Origin of the sequence: Saccharothrix sabaoui (assembly GCF_051756985.1) — a bacterium.
Taxonomy (GTDB): domain Bacteria; phylum Actinomycetota; class Actinomycetes; order Mycobacteriales; family Pseudonocardiaceae; genus Actinosynnema.
The window spans coordinates 26,005-47,286 of sequence record NZ_JBPKJK010000066.1; the positions used below are offsets into that span (position 1 = coordinate 26,005).

Sequence of the window (21,282 nt, forward strand, 5' to 3'; positions counted from 1 at the left end):
CGCCCCTCTCGTCGATCACCCGCCGGCGAGTCGCTCCGCCCGGTCGGCCGCCGCCAACGCGTCGAGCACCGCGTCCAGGTCGCCGTCGAGCACTTGGTCCAGGTTATGGGCTTTGTACCCAACGCGGTGGTCGGAGATGCGCGATTCCGGGAAGTTGTAGGTGCGGACCCGCTCGGAGCGGTCCACGGTGCGGATCTGCGTGCGCCGGGCGTCCGACGCCTCCTGCTGCTGCTTCTCCTCGGCCAGGGCGGTCAGCCGGGCCTGGAGCACCTGCATGGCGCGGGCCTTGTTCTGGAGCTGGCTGCGCTCGTTCTGGCAGGACACGACGATGCCGGTGGGCAGGTGCGTGATGCGCACGGCCGAGTCGGTCGTGTTGACGCTCTGCCCGCCCTTGCCGGAGGAGCGGAACACGTCGACGCGCAGGTCGTTCTCGTCGACCTCGACCTCGACGTCCTCGGTCTCCGGGAACACCAGGACGCCCGCGGCGGACGTGTGGATGCGGCCCTGCGACTCGGTCACCGGCACGCGCTGCACGCGGTGCACGCCGCCCTCGTACTTCAGGCGGGACCACACGCCGTCTGGGGTGGTGTCGCGGCTCTTGATGGCGACCGTGACGTCCTTGAAGCCGCCCAGGTCGGAGTCGGTGCCGTCGAGGACCTCGGCCTTCCAGCCGTGGCGCTCGGCGTAGCGCAGGTACATGCGCAGCAGGTCGCCCGCGAACAGCGCGGACTCCTCGCCGCCCTCGCCCGACTTGATCTCCAGCACCACGTCCGCGCCGTCGTGCGGGTCGCGCGGGAGCAGCAGCTCGGTGAGCTTCTCCTCCAGCGCGGGGAGCGCCCGGGCCAGCGCCTCGGCCTCCTCGGCGAACCCGGCGTCCTCGGCGGCCAGCTCGCGCGCGGTCTCCAGGTCGGACCTGACCTGCTCCAGCTCGCGGGCGGTCTTCACGATCGGCCCCAGCTCGGCGTAGCGCTTGCCGAGCTTCCGCGCACCCGCCTGGTCGGCGTGCACCGAGGGGTCGGCGAGCTTGCGCTCCAGCTCGGCGTGCTCGGCCAGCAGGGCGTCCAGCGTCACGGTCTTGGCTCCGGTCTACGGGTACTTCTGGAGAGGTGCGGAGACGACAACGGCGCCCACCCGCGCATCGGGGTGGACGCCGTTCTGGCAGCTACTTGGCGCGCTTGCCGTAGCGGGCCTCGAAGCGCGCGACCCGACCACCGGTGTCGAGGATCTTCTGCTTGCCCGTGTAGAACGGGTGGCAGTTGGAGCAGACCTCGACGTGGATGGAACCGGACGACTTGGTGCTGCGGGTGCTGAAGGTGTTGCCGCAACCGCAGGTGACCTCGGTCGTCACGTACTCGGGGTGAATGCCGGTCTTCAACGTCTCGTCCCTTTCCTCGGTGGCCGCCGGGTCCTCTGCTGATCAGGAGGTGAACCGGAGCCGGACTCGACCCGACAGTGTGCCAGATCGGCGTTACGGTCACTGCAACACGATGCGGCACGGCGTTGTTCCCGTGGCACGGGTCACTACCGCTCGCCGATAGCCGTCGACCATTCGGCGCAGGGGGTGACCGCTGGTCTACGGAGAGCAGCACCGGGCGTTGCGGGGCCGCCACACTTCTCGCGTGCTGTGCGCTGCCGGACGCCCGCTGCGGTTGACCACGTGGCTGGTCCTGCCCTTCCTGTTCGGCGGGGCCGTGCTGGGCCTCACCGGGCTCGGCGGCCTGCTGCTGCGCGCCCCGTGGCCGCTGGCGCTGTCGAGCCCGCTGTTCGGCGCGGGCGCGGCCGTCACCCTGGTCGCCTCGGGCACGGTCGCGTGGACCTCCCGCCGGCAGCGGACGTGGCTGCGCTGGTCGTACCCGGCGCTGGTGCTGGCCCTCGGCGTCGCCCTGGACGGGGTCCTGGTGCCGCTGTGGACCGGCGTGCTCGTCGGCGTGCCGGTGACGGCGCTGCTGGTGGCCCACTACGTCGTCGAGCGCCGGCACGCCCCCGCCCCGGCCGAGCCCGGGTTCGCCGCGTCCTGCTGAGGCCCTCCCCCGGGACGACGAGGGCCCGCCCAGCCTGAGCTGGACGGGCCCCGCCTGCCGGGTGGGCGGTCAGTCGCTGTCGCCGCCCGGGGTGGTCTTCGCCACCTGCATCAGGAACTCGATGTTCGTGCGGCTCTTGCGCAGGCGGTCCAGCAGCAGGTCGATGGCCTGCTGGCTGTCGAGGGCGTGCAGGACGCGGCGCAGCTTGTGCATCACGGCCAGCTCGTCCGGGGACAGCAGCAGGTCCTCCTTGCGGGTGCCGGACGAGTCCACGTCCACCGCCGGGAAGGTCCGCTTGTCCGCGATCTTCCGGTCGAGCTTGAGCTCGGCGTTGCCGGTGCCCTTGAACTCCTCGAAGATCACGCTGTCACCGGCGGACCCGGTCTCGACCAGGGCCGTCGCGATGACGGTCAGCGAGCCGCCGCCCTCGATGTTGCGCGCCGCGCCGAGGAACCGCTTCGGCGGGTAGAGCGCCGTCGAGTCGACACCACCGGACAGGATGCGGCCCGACGCGGGGGCGGCCAGGTTGTAGGCACGACCCAGGCGGGTGATCGAGTCCAGCAGCACGACCACGTCGTGACCCATCTCGACCAGGCGCTTCGCCCGCTCGATGGCCAGCTCCGAGATCGTCGTGTGGTCCGACGGCGGGCGGTCGAAGGTGGAGGCGATGACCTCGCCCTTCACCGACCGCTGCATGTCGGTGACCTCTTCGGGGCGCTCGTCCACCAGCACCACCATCAGGTGACACTCGGGGTTGTTCGTCGTGATCGCGTTCGCGATCGACTGGAGCACCGAGGTCTTGCCGGCCTTCGGCGGCGACACGACCAGCGCGCGCTGGCCCTTGCCGATCGGCATCACCAGGTCGATGACGCGGGTCGTCAGGATGTGCGGCTCGGTTTCGAGGCGCAGTCGCTCGTTCGGGTAGAGCGGCGTCAGCTTGGTGAAGTCGGGCCGGTTGCGCGACTCCTCCGGGTCCAGGCCGTTGATCTTGTCGACGCGGACCAGCGGGTTGAACTTCTGCCGCTGCTGCTCGCCGTCGCGCGGCTGGCGGACGGCGCCGATCAGGGCGTCACCGCGGCGCAGGCCGTACTTGCGGACCAGCGACAGCGAGACGTAGACGTCGTTCGGCCCGGCCAGGTAGCCCGACGTGCGGACGAACGCGTAGTTCTCCAGCACGTCGAGGATGCCCGCCACGGGCAGCAGGACGTCGTCGTCGCGCACCTCGGTGTCGGTGGTGCCGCCGACGTCGTCGCCCCGGCCACCGCGGCGGCGGCGGTCCCGGAAGCGACGGCCGCGACGGCCGCCCTCCTCGTCACCGTCGTCGCCCGGCGCGTTCTGCCGGTTGCGGTCCTGGTTGCGGTCGCCGCGGCCACCCCGGTCGTCCCGGTTGCGGTCACCCCGGTCGCCGCGCTCGCCCCGGTCACCGCGCTCGCCCCGGTCACCGCGCTCGCCGCGGTCACCCCGGTCGTCGCGGTTGCGGCGCTCGCCCCGGTCCTGGCGCTGTTCGCGCTGCTCGGAGCGGTCGCCGCGGTCCTGACGCTCGGCCCGGTCGCCCTGCTGGCGGTCGCCCTGGGGACGGTCCCCCTGCTGGCGGTCACCCTGCTGGCGCTCGGCCTGCTGGCGCTCGACCTGCTGGCGGTCGGCCTGGGGGGCGCGCTCCACCTGCTGGACGTCGGCGGCGGGGGCCTCGGGGCTGCCCGTCGGGCGGTTGGCGGAACGACGACGGCGGTTGCCGCGCCGACCACCCTCCTCCTCGGCGGGGGCGGCGGGGCGCTCGGTCACGTCGAGCTGCTGCTGGGTCGGCTTGTCCACCGGGGCGGGGGCCTCGACGGCCTTGGCCGGCGCGGGCTTCTCCACGACCGGGGCGGGTGCCCCGGCCGTCGCGGCCTTCTTCTCGGCCTTCGGCGGCGTCGCGGCACTGCCCCGACCGGAGGTGCCGCCCTGCCGCTCCTTGATGGCCGCGATGAGGTCGCCCTTGCGGAGACCGGCGGTGCCGGTGATGCCGAGCTGGCCCGCGAGTTCGCGGAGTTCGGCGAGCACCATGCCGGAGAGACCGGCGCGCTTGCGCGGCGGGGCGCTGCCGTTCGAAGGGGTGGTCAGAGCGCTCTCCTCAGCTCCGGAACTGGCAGCGGCGTTGGGAGCAGCAGGAGCTTCGCTGCTCAACACATCGGTGTTGCTCACACATGTCCTTCCTGACCGGACCGCGCCTCCTACGCGGCCCAGCGGACCTGCCGTCCGGCGGAACGCGGACCGGCAGTTTCGCCCCGCTTCAGGTGGACCTCGTCGGCGCGGAACGCGCGCGGAAGCGGAGTCCTCCGGTGCGGGACTTTCGGTCACACGGCGAGCGGGTGCCTACCAGTGCCGACCCCGTCCGTACGGCACAGGGCCAAGTCACTGGAGGAATGCGATCCGGAACGAACGTCCGGGCACCACACCGGCGCCCGTGCGCGCGGTGACTGATGACGCCGAGGGTAGACGCAGGTGCGACCGGAGGCAACAACCGGGGTTCGGCGAGTCGCACCGCTCAGCCGAGTGGCGCAACCCGCACGCCCGCCGCGTCGACCGGCAACCGGCGCGCCCGGAACCCCGCGAGGTCGAGCCCGGCCGGCGGTTCGCCGTGCGGCGGGAAGGCCAGCACGGTCGGTCCGGCACCCGACACCGCGGCCGGCACGCCGGCCTCGCGCAGGGCCGCGACCAGGCGCGTCGTCGCAGGCCAGGCGGGTTCCCGGTACGGCTCGTGCAGCCGGTCGACCAGGGCGTCGAGCAGCAGCGAGGGGTCCGCGGTGAGGGCGTGCACGGCGAGCGCGGACCGGCCCGCGGCGAACGCGGCGTCCTCGTGCGGCACCTTCGAGGGCAGCAGGCCGCGGGTCGTCCGGGTCGACGACTCGCCGGCCGGCACGAACACGACCGGCGCGAGCGAGGGGTGCGGTTCCGCACGCACCGCGCGGAAGCGGTCACCCTCCGTCCAGGCGATCACGACGCCGCCGAACATGCTGGCCGCGGCGTTGTCGGCGTGCCCGTCGAACTCGGCGGCGAGTTGCAACGCGGTCGTGTCCGGCCCGCGACCGACCAGGCCGTACGCCGCCGCCACGCCCGCCACGACCGCGGCCGAGGAGGACCCCAGGCCGCGGGCGTGCGGGATGGCGTTGCGGCAGCGCAGGCGCAGGCCGGGCACGTCGAGCCCGAGGTGGGCCGAGGCCGCGCGGAAGGCCCGCACGACCAGGTGGGACTCGTCCGGGGGGACGACGCCGGCGCCCTCCCCCGCCACCTCGACGCGCAGGCCGTCCGCGACGACCTCGAACTCCAGCTCGTCGTGCAGGCCGAGCGCCATGCCCAGCGCGTCGAACCCGGACCCGAGGTTGGCGGTGGAGGCCGGGACGGTGACCCGGACCCCGGTGGGGGTGCCGGTCACGCCAGCTCCAGGGCGGTGGCGACGGCCCCGGGGTCGACCGGCACCGGCGACACCTCGGGCATCCCGAGCAGCGCGGTGCCCGGGTCCTTCAGGCCGTGGCCGGTGACCGTGCACACGACCGTGGAGCCCTTCGGCAGGCGGCCGTCCGCGGCGGTGGCGAGCAGGCCCGCCACGCTGGTCGCGGACGCCGGCTCGACGAAGATGCCCTCGGTCGAGGCGAGCAGCCGGTACGCCTCCAGGATCTTCTCGTCCGTGACCGCCTCGAACAGGCCACCGGACTCGTCCTTGGCGGTGACCGCGCCGGTCCAGGACGCCGGGCTGCCCACCCGGATGGCGGTCGCGATGGTCTCCGGGTCCGCCACCGGCGCGCCCAGCACCAGCGGCGCGGCACCCGCGGCCTGGAACCCGAACATGCGCGGCGTCGTGGCCACCACCCCGTCGGCGCGGTAGTCGGAGTAGCCGCGCCAGTACGCCGTGATGTTGCCCGCGTTGCCGACCGGCAGGCAGTGCACGTCGGGCGCGCGGCCCAGCACGTCGCAGATCTCCCAGGCGGCGGTCTTCTGGCCGACCAGCCGCACCGGGTTCACCGAGTTGACCAGGGTGATCGGGTACTCGGACGCGGTCTTGGCGGCCAGTTCGAGGCAGTCGTCGAAGTTGCCGTCGATCTGGAGGATGCGGGCGCCGTGCGACACGGCCTGGGCGAGCTTGCCGAGCGCGATCTTGCCGCGCGGCACGAGCACCGCCGCGGTGAGCCCGGCCTTCGCCGCGTACGCCGCCGCCGAGGCCGACGTGTTGCCGGTGGAGGCGCAGATCACCGCGCGGATGCCGCTGGCCAGGGCGTGCGTCATGGCCACGGTCATGCCGCGGTCCTTGAACGAGCCGGTCGGGTTCGCGCCCTCGACCTTGACGTGGACCTCGCACCCGGTCAGCTCGGACAGGTGCTCGGCGTGCACCAGGGGCGTGCCGCCCTCGTGGAGGGTGACGACCCGCGCGCCCTCCGGGAGTCCGATCCGGTCCGCGTAGGCGTGGATGATGCCGGGCCACCCCGGCCGCACGCCTGCATGGGTCGTCATCACTCTTCGCCTTCCACCCGCATCACACTGACCACTTCCCTGACCACGGGCAGGCCGCCGATTTTGTCGACGGTCGACCGCAGTGCCGCGTCGGTCGCGGCGTGGGTGACGATCACCAGGCTGGCGTCGTCGACCCGCCCCTCCTGCCGCACCGCCGCGATGCTCACGTCGTGTTCCGCGAACACCGCCGCGACCTGCGACAACACGCCCGCCCGGTCGGCGACGTCGAGGCTGATGTGGTAACGCGTGGGGGTTTGCCCCATCGGCCGCACGGGCAGCGCCGCGTACGCCGACTCGCGCGGGCCGCGCCCGCTGTGCACGAGGTTGCGGGCCGCCGCGACGAGGTCGCCGAGCACCGCGCTGGCCGTCGGCGCGCCGCCGGCGCCCTGGCCGTAGAACATCATCTCGCCGGCCGCGTCGGCCTCGACGAACACCGCGTTGAACGCGCCGCTGACGCCCGCGAGGGGGTGTGACCTGGGGATCATCGCCGGGTGCACGCGGACGGCCACGGACTCCTGGCCGTCGTCCCCGGTGACCCGCTCGCAGATCGCGAGCAGCTTGACCGCGCGGCCGAGGCCCTTGGCGGCGGCGATGTCGGCGGCGCTCACCGCGGCGATGCCCTCGCGGTGCACGTCGGCGGCGGTCACCCGGCTGTGGAACGCCAGCGAGGCGAGGATCGCGGCCTTGGAGGCGGCGTCGAAGCCGTCCACGTCGGCCGTCGGGTCGGCCTCGGCGTAGCCCAGGCGGGTGGCCTCGTCCAGCGTCTCGGCGTAGCTCGCGCCCGTCGAGTCCATGCCGGAGAGGATGAAGTTCGTCGTGCCGTTGACGATGCCCATCACGCGCGTGATGCGGTCACCGGCCAGCGACTCGCGCAGCGGCCTGAGCAGCGGGATCGCGCCCGCGACGGCCGCCTCGAAGTACAGGTCGGCGCCGGAGCCGTCGGCCGCCTCGAACAGCTCGGCCGAGTGCTCGGCCAGCAGCGCCTTGTTCGCGGTGACCACGGACTTGCCCGCGCGCAGCGCGGCGAGCAGCAGCGTCCGGCTGGGCTCGATGCCGCCGATGACCTCGACCACCACGTCCACGTCCGAGGCGACCAGCGCCTCGGCGTCGGTGGTGAGCAGGTCGGCGGGGACCTCGCGGTGCTTGTTCGGCTTGCGGACCGCGATGCCCGCCAGCTCGACCGGCGCGCCGATGCGCGCGGTCAGGTCGGCCGCCTGCCCGGTGAGCAGGCGGACCACCTCGGTGCCGACCGTGCCGCAGCCCAGCAGCGCGACCCTGATCGGTTTCCGGCTCGGCACGTCATACCTCCAGGCGGAACAGGTCTTCCTCGGTCTCCCGGCGCAGCAGCAGCCGGGACTCGCCGTCGACGACCGCGGCGAGCGCGGGTCGCGGGAGCCGGTTGTAGCCGCTGGCCATGGAGTAGCAGTACGCGCCGGTGGCGGCGACCGCGATCAGGTCGCCGGGCGCGAGGTCGTCGGGCAGCCAGCAGTCGCGCACGACCACGTCGCCGGACTCGCAGTGCTTGCCGACGACGCGGCACAGCACGGCCGCGGCGTCCTCGGGGGCGTCGCGGGAGACCAGCCGGCAGTCGTACACCGCGTCGTAGAGGGCGGTGCGGATGTTGTCGCTCATGCCGCCGTCCACGCTCACGTAGCGGCGGATCGCGCCCGCGTCGAGCTGGACGTCCTTGATGGTGCCCACCTCGTAGAGGGTCACCGTGCCGGGGCCGACGATGGCCCGGCCGGGCTCGACGGCGATCGTCGGCGCGGGGAGGCCGGCGTGCTCGCACTCCTTGCCGACGATGTCGCGCAGCTGCCTGGCCAGCTCGGCGGGCGGCGGCGGGTCGTCGTCCGGGGTGTAGGCGATGCCGAGGCCGCCGCCGAGGTCCACGGTGGTGACGTGGTCGAGGAGGCCGTCGCCGTGCTCGTCGCGCAGCTCGGCCAGCAGGCCGACGACCCGGCGCGCGGCGACCTCGAAGCCGCTCGCGTCGAAGATCTGCGAGCCGATGTGGCTGTGCAGGCCGACGAGCCGCAGGCCCTCGGACTTGAGCACGCGGCGGGCGGCCTCGGCGGCGTCGCCGGAGGACAGCGAGAAGCCGAACTTCTGGTCCTCGTGCGCGGTGGCGATGAACTCGTGCGTGTGCGCCTCGACGCCCACGGTGACGCGGATCATCACCGGCTGCACGCGACCGCGCTCGCGGGCCACCTGGTCCAGGCGGGCGATCTCCAGGAACGAGTCGAGCACCACCGCGCCGACGCCGACGTCCACGGCCGCGGTCAGCTCGGCGAGCGACTTGTTGTTCCCGTGCAGCGCGATGCGCTCGGGCGGGAAGTCGGCGCGCAGCGCCACCGCCAGCTCGCCGCCGCTGGCCACGTCGATGCTCAGCCCCTCCTCGGCGACCCAGCGGGCCACCGCGACGGAGAGGAACGCCTTGGACGCGTAGTGCACGCGCGTCGGGTCGCCGAACGCCTCGGCGTGCTCGCGGCAGCGGGCCCGGAAGTCGGCCTCGTCCATCACGAACAGCGGCGTGCCGTGCTCCTCGGCGAGCGCGCGCACGTCGACGCCGGCGAGGCGGACCGCGCCGTCGGCGCCGCGCTCGGCGTTGCGCGGCCACACCTTCGGGTGAAGTTCGTTCAGCTGGTCGGGCGAGGAGGGGCGGCTGCCCGCGGTGCTCCCGGGCAGCAGGACGTCGGCGTGCCGGGGACCGGCCGGGTGGGCGCGCATCACATCCGCTCCGGGGCGGTCACGCCCAGCAGGGCCAGGCCGTTGGCGAACACCTGGCGGGCCGCGACGCACAGGGCCAGGCGGGCGCGCTGCACCTCGGTGACCTCGTCGTCGCCGCGCGGCAGCACGCGCAGCTCCTTGGTGTCGTAGAACCGGTGCAGGGTGCCCGCCAGCTCCTCCAGGTAGCGCGCGACCCGGTGGGGTTCGCGCAGCTCACCGGCGGTGGCGACGACGCGCGGGAACTCGCCGATCGTGCGGATCAGGTCGCCCTCGCGGTCGTGCGACAGCAGCTCGTAGGACTCGTTCGGCGTCACGCCCAGCTCGGCGGCGTTGCGCAGCACCGAGGAGATCCGCGAGTGCGCGTACTGGACGTAGAACACCGGGTTGTCGTTGCTGCGCTTGCGCAGCAGGTCCAGGTCGATGTCCAGGGACGAGTCGACCGAGGAGCGGGTCATCGCGTACCGGGCCGCGTCCACGCCCACCGCCTCGACCAGGTCCTGCATGGTGATGACGGTGCCCGCGCGCTTGCTCATCCGCACCGGCCTGCCGTCGCTGACCAGGTTCACCATCTGGCCGATCAGCACCTCGACCGAGTCGGGGTCGTCGCCGAGCGCGGCGGCGGCGGCCTTGAGCCGGCCGATGTAGCCGTGGTGGTCGGCGCCGAGCATGTAGATGCACAGGTCGAAGCCGCGCGACCGCTTGTCCACCAGGTACGCGATGTCGCCGGCGATGTACGCCGGGTCGCCGTCGCTCTTGATGACCACGCGGTCCTTGTCGTCGCCGAACTCGGTGGAGCGCAGCCACCAGGCGCCGTTCTCGAAGTACAGCGAGTCCGAGCCCTTGAGCTGCTCGACGGCCTTGGCGACCGCGCCGGACTTGTGCAGCGAGTCCTCGTGGAAGAAGACGTCGAAGTCGGTGCCGAAGTCGTGCAGGTCCTTCTTGATCTCCTCGAACATCAGCCCGACGCCGACGCGGCGGAAGACCTCGTGCGAGTCCTCCGAGGTCAGGGCGCTGGGCTCCTGCCGGATCACCTCGGCGGCGATGTCGCTGATGTAGCCGCCGGCGTAGCCGTCCTCGGGGGCGGGCTCGCCCTTGGCGGCGGCGATCAGGGACCGCACGAACCGGTCGATCTGCGCGCCGGCGTCGTTGAAGTAGTACTCGCGGGTCACCTCGCCGCCGTTGGCCGCGAGGATGCGGCCCAGCGCGTCGCCGACCGCCGCCCAGCGGGTGCCGCCGAGGTGGATCGGGCCCGTCGGGTTCGCCGAGACGAACTCCAGGTTGATCTTCTTGCCGGTCAGGGCGTCGCCGCGGCCGTAGGCGTCGCCGCCCGCGAGCACGTCGCGCACGATCGCGCCCTGCGCGTCGGCGGCGAGCCGCAGGTTGAGGAAGCCCGGACCGGCGACCTCGACGGTGGCGATGGCGTCCGTGCCGGTCAGCGCCTCGGCCAGCCAGCCGGCCAGGTCGCGGGGCGGGACGCCGGCCTTCTTCGCGGCCTGGAGGGCCACGTTCGTGGCGTAGTCGCCGTGCTCGGGGTTGCGCGGTCGCTCGATCGTGACCGCCGTCGGGAGGGAGGCGGGGTCGAGGCCGCGGGTGGACAGCACGTCCACGGCCGTCGCGCGGACCAGTTCAGCGAGCGCAGCGGGAGTCACCCGACAAGTCTAGGGAAGCGTTCCCGCTGGTCTGCGCCGGGATGGACGTCCCGGACAGTGAGATGGGTCAACTGTTGACGACCACCCGGCGTGACGGGGAGTTGACGGTGATCAGACACGGTGTCCCTACACTGACCGGCGGCACGGGCGTACGACGAGATCTGAGGCGGACATGACCAGCGGCAAGAAGACGAAGGCCGCGCGCTCCAGCGTTGCGGCGGCGCGCTCCTCGGTGGTGGCGAAGAAGCCGAAGCCCTGGGGGACCATCATCGCCGTGATCGCGGTGCTGGCGCTGGCGGGCACCGTGTTCGGGTACGCGTACTCGCAGATCGCCGACAAGAACGCCAAGGAAGCCGCGCTCGCCCAGTGGAACCCGTCCGAGGAGAACAAGGACCCCTCGGACAAGATCGAGGGCGTCGTGAAGAAGGAGTACGCCGAGGGCAAGCACGTCACGGCCGAGCAGCGGGTCGCCTACGACCAGTCGCCGCCGTTCGGCGGGCCGCACGACGGCGTCTGGGCCGCGTGCACCGGCGTGGTCTACGAGAGCGCGGTGCGCACCGAGAACATGGTCCACGGCCTGGAGCACGGCGCCGTGTGGATCGCGTACAACCCGGACCAGGTGACCGGTGACGCGCTGACCAAGCTGCGCGACCGGGTCGAGGGTCAGCAGTTCACGATGATGTCGCCGTACCCCGGCCTGGACAAGCCGGTCTCGCTCCAGTCGTGGGGCCACCAGCTCAAGGTGGAGAGCGCCGACGACCCGCGGATCGACCAGTTCATCCAGTCGCTGCGCCGCAACCAGTGGACCTACCCGGAGATCGGCGCGACCTGCGACTCCAGCACGTTCGACGTGACCAACCCGCCGCCGTTCGTGGCGGAGGCCCCGGGCCCGGACGCCGTCCCGATGGACGGTGGCCAGACCGACGCGGCGGAGACCGGCCAGACCGGCGCCGTCGACCCGAGCGCCCCGGCCGCCGACCCGAGCGCGCCCGCCGCCGACCCGTCCGCCCCCGGCGCGCCGAGCACCACGCCGTCCAGCTGACGACCCGGCCATGACCGAACCGATCGAACCCGAGCAGCGGCGCGGCGCGACCGCGACCCGCGCCGCCGTCGTGGCGGTGGCGGTGGTCGCCGTGCTGCTGCTCGGCGCGGCGGTCGGCCTGCTGATCAAGCTGCCGGGGCAGGACAACACCTCGTCCACCCCGGCGGCGGACTCGGTCGACGTCGGGTTCCTCCAGGACATGGCCGCCCACCACCTCCAGGGCGTCACGATGGCCAACCTGGCGCGGGACAAGACGACCGACGCGACCATCCGCCAGCTCGCCTTCGACATCCAGTCCACCCAGCTGGAGCAGGTGGGCCGGATGAAGGGCTGGCTGAGCCTCTGGGGCTACCAGGAGCAGTCGGTCGACGGCACCCACATGAAGTGGATGACGAGCGCGAGCCACGACCACACGGCCGCGGCGGACGCCGGCACCACGGGCCTGATGCCGGGCATGGCGACCACGCAGGAGCTGAACAGGCTGCGCGGGCTCTCCGGCCCGGAGTTCGACGTGTACTTCCTCCAGCTGATGCTGCGCCACCACCAGGGCGGCTCGCCCATGGCGCAGTACGCCGCCACGCACGCCGGCCAGTCCGTCGTGCGGACGCTCTCGGACAACATGCTGGGCTCGCAGAAGAGCGAGAGCGCCTACATGGAGCAGCTCATCCGCGAGCGCGGCGCGTCCCCGCTGCCGTAGCCCGCGCCGCCGTAGCCCTGCTGCCGTGACCCGCGCCGCCGTAGCCCTGGCTCGGGTTGCCGAAGTGCCGGTGTGTGCGCGTCACCCGATTGGGGCTACCCGCCGGTAGTAGCGTGGGAAGCCCGGCGCCTGGAGGTCAGCGATGACCGCAGTGGACCCCGAACGAGCGGACCCCGAACGAGCGGACCCCGGCACGGCCCCTCCCGGGCGGCGCGTGGACGAGCGCACCGCGCGGAAGGTCGCCGAGCAGGCGCGCGAGACCCGCTGGCGGGACCCCAGCTTCGGTCGCGACCTGTTCCTCGGCCACTTCCGGCTCGACCTGATCCACCCGCACCCCAGCGGGTCGGCGGAGGACCGCGAGCGCGGCGAGACGTTCCTGGAGGCGCTCCGCGAGTACTGCGAGAGCACCGTCGACGGCCTGCTCATCGAGCGGCAGGCGCGCATCCCCGACCACGTGCTCACGGGCCTCAAGCAGCTCGGCGCGTTCGGCATGAAGATCAAGCCCGAGTACGGCGGCCTGGGGCTCTCGCAGGTCTACTACAACCGGGCGCTGATGCTCGTCGGCTCGGTCAGCCCCGCGCTGAGCGCGATGCTGTCGGCCCACCAGTCCATCGGCGTGCCGCAGCCGATCAGCCTGTTCGGCACCGACGAGCAGAAGAGGACCTACCTGCCGCGCTGCGCGACCGGCGAGATCAGCGCGTTCCTGCTCACCGAGCCCGACGTCGGCAGCGACCCCGCGCGCCTGGGCGCCACGGCCACGCCCACCGAGGACGGGTACCTGCTCAACGGCGTGAAGCTGTGGACCACCAACGGCGTGGTGGCCGACCTGCTGGTGGTGATGGCGCAGGTGCCCGGCAAGGGGATCAGCGCGTTCGTCGTGGAGGGCGACTCCCCCGGCATCACCGTGGAGCGGCGCAACGAGTTCCTGGGCCTGCGCGGCCTGGAGAACGGCGTCACCCGGTTCCACGACGTGCGCGTGCCGCGGGAGAACCTGATCGGCGAGGAGGGCGCGGGCCTGAAGATCGCGCTCACCACGCTCAACACCGGCCGGCTGTCGCTGCCCGCGCTGTGCGCGGGCGCGGCCAAGTGGTGCCTGAAGATCGCCCGGGAGTGGACGGGCGCACGGGTGCAGTGGGGCCTGCCGGTGGGCAGGCACGAGGCCATCGCGGGCAAGGTGGCGTTCATCGCGGCCACCGCGTACGCGCTGGAGGCCGTGCTCGACCTGTCGAGCGAGCTGGCCGACGCGGGCGGGCACGACATCCGCATCGAGGCCGCGCTGGCCAAGCTGTACGGCTCGGAGATGGCGTGGCTGGTCGCGGACGAGCTGGTGCAGCTGCGCGGCGGGCGCGGTTTCGAGACGGCCGACTCGCTGGCCGCCCGCGGCGAGCGCGGCGTGCCGGCCGAGCAGGTGCTGCGCGACCTGCGGATCAACCGGATCTTCGAGGGCTCGACCGAGATCATGCACCTGCTGATCGCGCGCGAGGCGGTGGACGCGCACCTGGCCGTGGCGGGCGACATCGTCGACCCCGAGGCCGACGTGCGGCGCAAGGCGCGCGCGGCGGCGAACGCGGGCCGGTTCTACGCGAAGTGGCTGCCGACGCTCGTGGTCGGCAAGGGCCAGGTGCCCCGGGCGTACGCCGAGTTCGGGCCGCTCGCCGGGCACCTGCGGTTCGTCGAGCGGGCCTGCCGCAGGTTGGCGCGGCAGACGTTCTACGCGATGTCCCGCTGGCAGGGGCGGATGGAGCGCAAGCAGCGCTTCCTGGCGCGGGTGGTGGACATCGGCGCGGAGCTGTTCGCGATCAGCGCGACCTGCGTGCGGGCGGCGGCGGACGGCGACCGGGCGGTGGGGCTCGCCGACGCGTTCGCGCGGCAGGCCCGCGTGCGGGTGGACGAGCTGTTCGACCGGCTGTGGCGCAACTCGGACGACTCGGACCGGCGGCTGGCGGAGCACGTGCTCGCCGGGCGGTTCACCTGGCTGGAGGAGGGGGTGCTCGACCCCTCGGTGCCGGGGCCGTGGATCGCGGACTCGGCGCACGGGCCGTCGACCGCGGCGAACGTGCACCGCAAGACCTGAGGTGCCGCGGGGTGTCGCCGCCCGGTACGGGGTGTTGCTGCCCGGGGCAGGTGGTTGCGGGCGCGGCACCTGCCCCGGGCGACGGTCGGGAGGGGACCACGTCCCCCGTACTCCCTTCCCGACTCCCCGGTACTGCAACGGAAGGACACAACACCCTCCAGGAGGAGGTGACGTAACGCTATGTCATTACCGGCCGGTTTACACCTACTACAAACGAGTGAATTAGCAGGTGAGGCACTCTCGACTACGCCCGGAGTGTGACCGCATCCCGGGCACGAGGGGCGCGCCCCCGACGACGGGCGTGGATCGGTTGGAGCAGCGGTCGGACAGGCTTGCGGACAAGTTGACGGGGCACCCTTGACAACGATGTCACAAGGGCCTTTTGCTTCGCTAAACATCGGCCGGGTACGAGGCGAGAGGCGTGCGCGATGAGGCACATGCGAAGTAGACGACCGCTGGTGGTCCTGGCGACCGCTGCGCTGGCGCTGGGGGGCGTGGGAGGCTATTCCCCCGCGACCGCCGCACCGGAGCCGGGGGAGCCAGCCGTGAGCGAGACCCTCTTCGCCTCGTCGTTCGAGGACGGGCAACCGCAGCCGACCTGGCTGAGCACGGTCGAGACCGCGCCGGACGGCACCCCGAAGACCTCGGGCGTCGACGGCTCCGACTCCACCGGCATCCCCGGCAACGTCACCGACCGCGTGGTCGACGTGGTCGCGAACTCCGAGAACAGCGGGTCCGGCGAGGTCGCCGGGAACCTCGTCGACGGCGCCACCGCGTCGAAGTGGCTGACCTTCACGCCGACCGGCTGGGTGCGGTTCACCTTCGCCGAGCCGGTGGCCGTGAAGCGGTACGCCCTGTCGTCCGCCAACGACGCGCCCGAGCGCGACCCCCGGGACTGGGTGCTGCGCGGCTCGGACGACGGCACGACGTGGACCGACCTCGACACCCGCACCGGCGAGGCGTTCGCCGAGCGCTTCCAGACCAAGGGCTACGACCTCGCGAACACCACCGCGTTCCGGCACTACCGGCTCGACATCGCCGCGAACGCGGGCGGCGTGAACCTCGTGCAGCTGGCCGAGGTGCAGTTCTCCGACGGCTCCACCACCCCGCCCGCGCAGAACATGCGCACCACCGTGGGCAAGGGCGCCAACGGCGGCTACAACGCCAAGGCGGGCGCGGGCTTCACCGGCGTGCGCGCGCTGCGCTACCAGGGCACGCACACCGCCGAGGGCCGCGGCTACTCGTACAACAAGGTGTTCGAGGTCGACATCCCGGTCACGGGGACCACGGAGCTGTCCTACCTGGTGTTCCCGTCGTTCACCACGGACGACCTGAACTACCCGGCCACGTTCGCCGCGGTCGACCTGGCGTTCTCCGACGGCACCTACCTGAGCGAGCTCGGCGCGCGCGACCAGCACGGCTTCGAGCTGTCCCCGAGGGGCCAGGGCGAGGCGAAGTCGCTCTACACGAACCAGTGGAACCGCGTCGCGTCCGTCATCGGCTCGGTCGCCGCGGGCAAGACGATCGAGCGCGTCCTGGTCGCGTACGACAACCCGGACGGCCCGGCCGGGTTCAACGGCTGGTTCGACGACATCGCGGTCAAGTCCGCGCCCGCCGTCGTGGAGCGCGCCCGCCCGTCGGACTGGGTGCTGACCACGCGGGGCACGAACTCCAGCGGCTCGTTCTCCCGGGGCAACAACTTCCCGGCCACCGCGGTGCCGCACGGCTTCAACTTCTGGTCGCCCATGACGAACGCGGGCTCGATCAGCTGGCTCTACGAGTACGCGAAGAACAACAACCGGGACAACCTGCCGACGCTCCAGGCGTTCACCGCGAGCCACGAGCCCAGCCCGTGGATGGGTGACCGGCAGACGTTCCAGGTCATGCCGACGATCGGCGCGCCGACCGCGGACCGGGCGCTGCGCGCGCTGCCGTTCAAGCACGAGAACGAGGTCGCGCGGGCGCACTACTACGGCGTGTCGTTCGAGAACGGCATGAAGACCGAGATCGCGCCGACCGACCACGCGGCGGTGTTCCGGTTCACCTTCACCGAGGGCTCCTCGAACCTGGTGTTCGACAACGTCAACAACAGCGGCGGCCTGTCCCTCGACCCGGCGACCGGCGTGGTGACCGGCTTCTCCGACGTCAAGAGCGGCCTGTCGACCGGCGCGACCCGGATGTTCGTCTACGGCGTCGTGGACAAGCCGGTGACCGCGAGCGGCAGGCTGACCGGCGCGGGCCGCGACGACGTGGCCGGCTACTTCTCGTTCGACACCTCGTCGGACAAGACCGTGACGATGCGGATCGCCACCTCGCTGATCGGCGTGGACCAGGCGAAGAAGAACCTGGAGCTGGAGGTGTCCCCCTCGGACACGTTCGACTCCGTGCGCGACCGGGCGCAGGCCGCCTGGGACGACGTGCTCGACACCGTCGAGGTCGAGGGCGCCACCGAGGACCAGCTGACCACGCTGTACTCGAACCTGTACCGGCTCTACCTCTACCCGAACTCGGGCTTCGAGAACACGGGCACGGCCGCCGCGCCCGCGTACCGGTACGCCTCGCCCGTGCAGCCCTCCGGACCCGGCACGCCGACGCGGACCGGCGCGAAGGTCGTGGACGGCAGGATCTACGTCAACAACGGGTTCTGGGACACCTACCGGACCACGTGGCCCGCGTACAGCCTCCTGACCCCCGGCAAGGCCGCCGAGCTGGCCGACGGGTTCGTGCAGCAGTACCGGGACGGCGGCTGGATCTCCCGCTGGTCCTCCCCCGGCTACGCCAACCTGATGACCGGCACCAGCTCCGACGTGGCGTTCGCCGACGCGTTCGTCAAGGGCGTGGACCTGCCCGACGCGGTGGCCGCCTACGACGCCGCCGTGAAGAACGCGACCGTCGCGCCGCCGAACGCGGGCGTGGGCCGCAAGGGCCTGGAGACCTCGATCTTCACCGGCTACACGTCCACCGCCACCGGCGAGGGCATGTCGTGGGCGATCGAGGGCTACGTCAACGACTACGGCATCGCCAACATGGCCAAGGCGCTGCACGAGCAGACCGGTGAGGCCCGCTACCTCGCGGACCACGAGTACTTCACCAACCGCGCGCAGAACTACGTGCACATGTTCGACCCGGCGACCGGCTTCTTCCAGGGCCGCGAGCCGGACGGCACCCGGCGCGAGTCCCCCGAGGACTACGACCCGCGCGAGTGGGGCCACGACTACACCGAGACCGACGGCTGGAACATGGCGTTCTCGGTGCCGCACGACGGTCGGGGCCTGGCCAACCTCTACGGCGGTCGCGACGGCCTGGCGTCGAAGCTGGACGAGTTCTTCGCCACGCCCGAGACGGCGAAGTTCACCGGCTCCTACGGCGGCGTGATCCACGAGATGACCGAGGCGCGGGACGTGCGGATGGGCCAGCTCGGCCACTCCAACCAGGTCTCGCACCACATCACCTACATGTACGACTACGCCGGTCAGCCGTGGAAGACGCAGGAGAAGGTGCGCGAGATCCTGTCCCGGCTCTACCTGGGCAGCGAGATCGGCCAGGGCTACCCCGGCGACGAGGACAACGGCGAGCAGTCGGCCTGGTGGCTGTTCAGCGCGCTCGGCTTCTACCCGCTCCAGATGGGCAACGACACCTACGCGATCGGGTCGCCGCTGTTCACCAAGGCCACCGTGCGGATGGACAACGGCAGGTCGCTGGTCGTGAACGCGCCGAAGAACAGCTCGGAGAACATCTACGTGCAGTCGCTGAAGGTCAACGGTCAGAAGTGGGACAAGGCGTACCTGGACCACTCCTCCCTCGCCTCCGGCGGCGTGCTCGACTTCGAGATGGGCGCCTCGCCGTCCCGCTGGGCCACCGGCGCCGACGCCGCGCCGCCGTCGCTGACCACCGGTGACGAGGCGCCCAAGCCGCTGCGGGACGTGCTGGTCGCGGGCGCCGTCACGTCCTCGGACCCGGTCGCGCCGCTGGTGGACGACACCTCGGCGACGTCCGGCCCGCTGTCGTGGCTCCAGGTGGCCGCGCCGTCGGTCCGCGAGCAGGCGGAGTTCTACACGCTGACCTCGGCGAAGACCGCGGGCGGCGACCCGTCCGCGTGGGTCCTCAAGGGGTCCTACGACGGCACGACGTGGGTGGACGTGGACTCGCGGTCGGGTGAGGTCTTCCGGGACCGGCAGCAGACGCGGTCGTTCAAGGTCGCCAGGCCCGGCCACTACGCCCACTACCGGCTGGAGTTCCCGGCCCCGGTCGTGCTGGCCGAGGTGGAGCTGCTGGCCAAGCCGTTCGTGACGTGCGCGGCCACCGTGACGGGGACGCACACCGGGCCGCTGCAGGTGCGGTCGGGCGTGACGTGCGTGGACGGCGCGACCGTGACCGGTCCCGTGTCGGTGTCGGCGGGCGCGTCGCTGTACGTGTTCGGCGGCGAGCTGCGGGGTCCCGTGTCCGCGGCGGGCGCGGCGGCGGTCGTGCTCGTCGGCACCCGCGTCGGCGGCCCGGTCAGCATCACCGGCGCCTCGGGCCCGGTGGCGCTGGAGCGGACCGACGTCCGCGGCCCGGTCAGCCTGATCGGCAACAAGGGCGGGTCGCTGCTGGCCGGCAACACCGTCGGCGGGCCGATGTCGTGCCTGGCCGGCAACCCCGCGCCGGTGAACAACGGCTGGGCGAACGACGTGCGCGGCCCGCGTTCGGGGCAGTGCTCGGGACTGTGAGGTGACGGGTCACCAGGAGATTTCGCGGCACCTCTGCGCGGAATCTCCTGGTTCGACCTGGAGCGTGGCGTGCTCGATCCGGTACCGCTGCGCGAGCAGGTCCTGGGCGGCTTCGAGCACGTCGGCGGGGTCCGCGCCCCGGCACGTCGTGAGGTGGGCGGAGGCGACCTCCATGCCCGAGGTGAGCGTCCAGACGTGCAGGTCGTGGGCCTCCGCCACCCCCGGCAGCCGGTTGAGGTCGGCCAGTACCTCGCTCACGTCCAACCGCTCCGGGGCGTGCTGGAACAGGATGCGCAGCGCGCTCGCCGCCAGCTTGTAGGTCCGGGGCAGCACCCACAGCCCGATGGCGACACCCGTGACCGGGTCGGCGTAGCGCCACCCGAAGACCAGCGTGACCGCGCCGCTGACCAGCACGGCGACCGAACCCACGAGGTCGGCCAGCACCTCCAGGTACGCGCCCCGGACGTTGAGGCTCTCCTTGGCGCCCTCCCGCAGCACCGCGAACGACACGAGGTTCGCGACGAGCCCGGCCGCCGCCGCCAGCAGCACGGGCAGGCCCGGCACCTCGGGCGGGTTCCCGAAGCGGCCCACGGCCTCGTGGACGACGTACCCGGCGACGCCGAACAGCAGCACCGCGTTGGCCAGCGCGGCCAGCACCTCGGCCCGGTAGAGCCCGAACGTCCGGCTCCCGCTCGTGCCCGCCTTGTTCGCCAGCGCGATCGCGGCCAGCGCCATGCCCACGCCCAGCACGTCGGTCAGCATGTGGGCGGCGTCGGAGATCAGCGCCAACGAGCCCGTCGTGATGCCGACGACCCCCTCGACCAGCATGAACACCGCTCCGATGGCGAACGCCACCCAGAGCCGCCGGAGGTGCCGGGCACTGCTGCTGGCGTGCCCGCCCCCGTTCCCGCCGCCGGCCGACACCCCGTGCCCATGCCCGTGACCCATGGTTCGGAAAATATAGTCACATGCGCATGAGTGCAACCCGTCGATCACGGTCCGATGGCCGCCCCGATGCGCTCGGCGACGAGATCGGGGTGCGTCCGGAGCGCCCAGTGCCCGGCGCGCACCCGACTGCGGGTCAACCGCCGAACCCAGGGCTTCGCGGCGTCCAGGTGCCCGGGACCCACGAAAGGGTCCCGAACCAACTCGACCTGGTGAACCGGAACCTCGACCGCCACCGGCTCGAACCGCCGACCCACGTTGGCCCGGTACAGCTCCAACCCGTTGACCAGCTCCCGCCGCCCCGCGCGCAGCAGCCGCCGGACCCACCCGACCCGCCACACCGCCTCCGCGACCCCGGGCACCAGGAACACCCCGACGTACCAGGACCGCGCCTTGGTCCGGACCGGCACCCGCCCCAGGTGCGCCAACCCGGGCCCGGACAGGCTCACGAACGACCGGAACAAGCCGGGGTGCGCCGCCACCGCCGCCCACCCCTGGACGGAGCCCCAGTCGTGCCCCACCAGGTGGACGGGCGCCCCCGCCTCCCGCACGACCGCCAGCAGGTCCTCCACGAGCACCTCGACCCGGTACCCGTCCCGCTCCCCGGGAGCCTCCGACCCACCGCACCCCCGCACGTCGTACCGAACGACCCGGAACCGCCGCCCGAGCCGCTCGGCGACCTCGTCCCACACCGAGGACGTGTCCGGGTACCCGTGCACCAGCACGACGGGCACCCCACCGGGCACCCCACCCTCGACAACCCGAAGCCGCAGGTCAAAGCCCTGAACCACCCGTTCCACAACCCAAAAGGGTAGGGGGTGAAACCGGCGTGCGGCAGTGCGCTAAGCTTCCCCCCGTAGCTGCGGCCCCCGTAGCTCAGGGGATAGAGCACCGCCCTCCGGAGGCGGGTGCGCAGGTTCGAATCCTGCCGGGGGC

General features: G+C 72.5%; 15 protein-coding genes and 1 tRNA gene. 6 read left to right on the plus strand and 10 right to left on the minus strand.

Annotated features, from left to right (window positions below):
• Window positions 1-15 precede the first annotated feature (15 nt).
• Entirely contained in the window at window positions 16-1,071 is a 1,056-nt protein-coding gene (gene prfA / locus ACR807_RS21320; RefSeq protein WP_438923130.1) for a peptide chain release factor 1, read from the minus strand.
• 91 nt (window positions 1,072-1,162) lie between these two features.
• Window positions 1,163-1,375, minus strand: a complete 213-nt coding sequence (gene rpmE / locus ACR807_RS21325) for a 50S ribosomal protein L31 (protein ID WP_438923131.1) — start codon at window positions 1,373-1,375, stop codon at window positions 1,163-1,165.
• Window positions 1,376-1,619: 244 nt separating this feature from the next.
• On the opposite strand from rpmE, the gene ACR807_RS21330 reads away from it, so the two are divergent.
• The gene (locus ACR807_RS21330; RefSeq protein WP_438923132.1) at window positions 1,620-2,021 is read left to right on the plus strand and encodes a hypothetical protein; all 402 of its coding nucleotides are present in this window, start codon (window positions 1,620-1,622) and stop codon (window positions 2,019-2,021) included.
• A gap of 69 nt (window positions 2,022-2,090) precedes the next feature.
• Here ACR807_RS21330 and rho read toward each other — a convergent pair whose 3' ends face one another.
• From rho to argS, 6 genes are all read right to left on the minus strand, one after another.
• Window positions 2,091-4,202, minus strand: coding sequence for a transcription termination factor Rho (gene rho / locus ACR807_RS21335; protein WP_438923133.1), 2,112 nt, complete (start codon window positions 4,200-4,202; stop codon window positions 2,091-2,093).
• 343 nt (window positions 4,203-4,545) lie between these two features.
• Entirely contained in the window at window positions 4,546-5,433 is an 888-nt protein-coding gene (gene thrB / locus ACR807_RS21340) for a homoserine kinase (RefSeq protein ID WP_438923134.1), read from the minus strand.
• On the minus strand, window positions 5,430-6,506 hold the full coding sequence (thrC, locus tag ACR807_RS21345; protein ID WP_438923135.1) for a threonine synthase: 1,077 nt from the start codon (window positions 6,504-6,506) through the stop codon (window positions 5,430-5,432). The genes thrB and thrC overlap by 4 nt, the downstream gene beginning before the upstream one ends.
• Window positions 6,506-7,804, minus strand: a complete 1,299-nt coding sequence (locus ACR807_RS21350; protein ID WP_438923136.1) for a homoserine dehydrogenase — start codon at window positions 7,802-7,804, stop codon at window positions 6,506-6,508. The genes thrC and ACR807_RS21350 overlap by 1 nt, the downstream gene beginning before the upstream one ends.
• A gap of 1 nt (window position 7,805) precedes the next feature.
• Window positions 7,806-9,230: a diaminopimelate decarboxylase gene (gene lysA, locus ACR807_RS21355; RefSeq protein WP_438923137.1), complete on the minus strand. Its 1,425-nt coding sequence runs from the start codon at window positions 9,228-9,230 to the stop codon at window positions 7,806-7,808.
• Entirely contained in the window at window positions 9,230-10,879 is a 1,650-nt protein-coding gene (gene argS / locus ACR807_RS21360; protein ID WP_438923138.1) for an arginine--tRNA ligase, read from the minus strand. Before argS ends, lysA begins: the two co-directional genes overlap by 1 nt.
• 172 nt (window positions 10,880-11,051) lie before the next feature.
• Between argS and ACR807_RS21365 the strand changes: the two genes are divergently transcribed.
• The 4 genes from ACR807_RS21365 to ACR807_RS21380 all read left to right on the plus strand — a co-directional run bounded on the left by ACR807_RS21365 (window position 11,052) and on the right by ACR807_RS21380 (window position 19,401).
• Window positions 11,052-11,921 (plus strand): thioredoxin-like domain-containing protein, encoded by an 870-nt coding sequence (locus ACR807_RS21365; protein ID WP_438923139.1) that lies wholly within the window; start codon window positions 11,052-11,054, stop codon window positions 11,919-11,921.
• 10 nt (window positions 11,922-11,931) lie between these two features.
• A complete protein-coding gene (locus ACR807_RS21370) occupies window positions 11,932-12,618 on the plus strand; it encodes a DUF305 domain-containing protein (RefSeq protein ID WP_438923140.1) in 687 nt (228 codons plus the stop codon).
• A gap of 142 nt (window positions 12,619-12,760) precedes the next feature.
• Window positions 12,761-14,692 carry an acyl-CoA dehydrogenase family protein gene (locus tag ACR807_RS21375; protein WP_438923141.1) on the plus strand — a complete coding sequence of 644 codons (1,932 nt, stop codon included), beginning with the start codon at window positions 12,761-12,763 and terminating at the stop codon, window positions 14,690-14,692.
• 428 nt (window positions 14,693-15,120) lie between these two features.
• Entirely contained in the window at window positions 15,121-19,401 is a 4,281-nt protein-coding gene (locus ACR807_RS21380) for a GH92 family glycosyl hydrolase (protein ID WP_438923142.1), read from the plus strand.
• A 9-nt stretch (window positions 19,402-19,410) separates the two neighbouring features.
• On the opposite strand, the gene ACR807_RS21385 is transcribed toward ACR807_RS21380, so the two are convergent.
• Complete coding sequence (locus tag ACR807_RS21385; RefSeq protein ID WP_438923143.1) at window positions 19,411-20,349, minus strand: cation diffusion facilitator family transporter; 939 nt, start codon at window positions 20,347-20,349, stop codon at window positions 19,411-19,413.
• A 44-nt stretch (window positions 20,350-20,393) separates the two neighbouring features.
• Window positions 20,394-21,080, minus strand: a complete 687-nt coding sequence (locus tag ACR807_RS21390; RefSeq protein ID WP_438923144.1) for an alpha/beta fold hydrolase — start codon at window positions 21,078-21,080, stop codon at window positions 20,394-20,396.
• A 131-nt stretch (window positions 21,081-21,211) separates the two neighbouring features.
• Here ACR807_RS21390 and ACR807_RS21395 point away from each other — a divergent pair.
• Window positions 21,212-21,282 (plus strand) — tRNA-Arg (locus ACR807_RS21395).

What these genes read in the sequence shown, in the direction of transcription:
- ACR807_RS21365 (WP_438923139.1), top strand. Translation starts at nt 11,052, where the DNA reads ATGACCAGCGGCAAGAAGACGAAGGCCGCGCGCTCCAGCGTTGCGGCG.
- ACR807_RS21380 (WP_438923142.1), top strand. Translation starts at nt 15,121, where the DNA reads ATGAGGCACATGCGAAGTAGACGACCGCTGGTGGTCCTGGCGACCGCT.
- thrC (WP_438923135.1), bottom strand. Translation starts at nt 6,506, where the DNA reads ATGACGACCCATGCAGGCGTGCGGCCGGGGTGGCCCGGCATCATCCAC.
- ACR807_RS21370 (WP_438923140.1), top strand. Translation starts at nt 11,932, where the DNA reads ATGACCGAACCGATCGAACCCGAGCAGCGGCGCGGCGCGACCGCGACC.
- lysA (WP_438923137.1), bottom strand. Translation starts at nt 9,230, where the DNA reads ATGCGCGCCCACCCGGCCGGTCCCCGGCACGCCGACGTCCTGCTGCCC.
- ACR807_RS21385 (WP_438923143.1), bottom strand. Translation starts at nt 20,349, where the DNA reads ATGGGTCACGGGCATGGGCACGGGGTGTCGGCCGGCGGCGGGAACGGG.
- ACR807_RS21375 (WP_438923141.1), top strand. Translation starts at nt 12,761, where the DNA reads ATGACCGCAGTGGACCCCGAACGAGCGGACCCCGAACGAGCGGACCCC.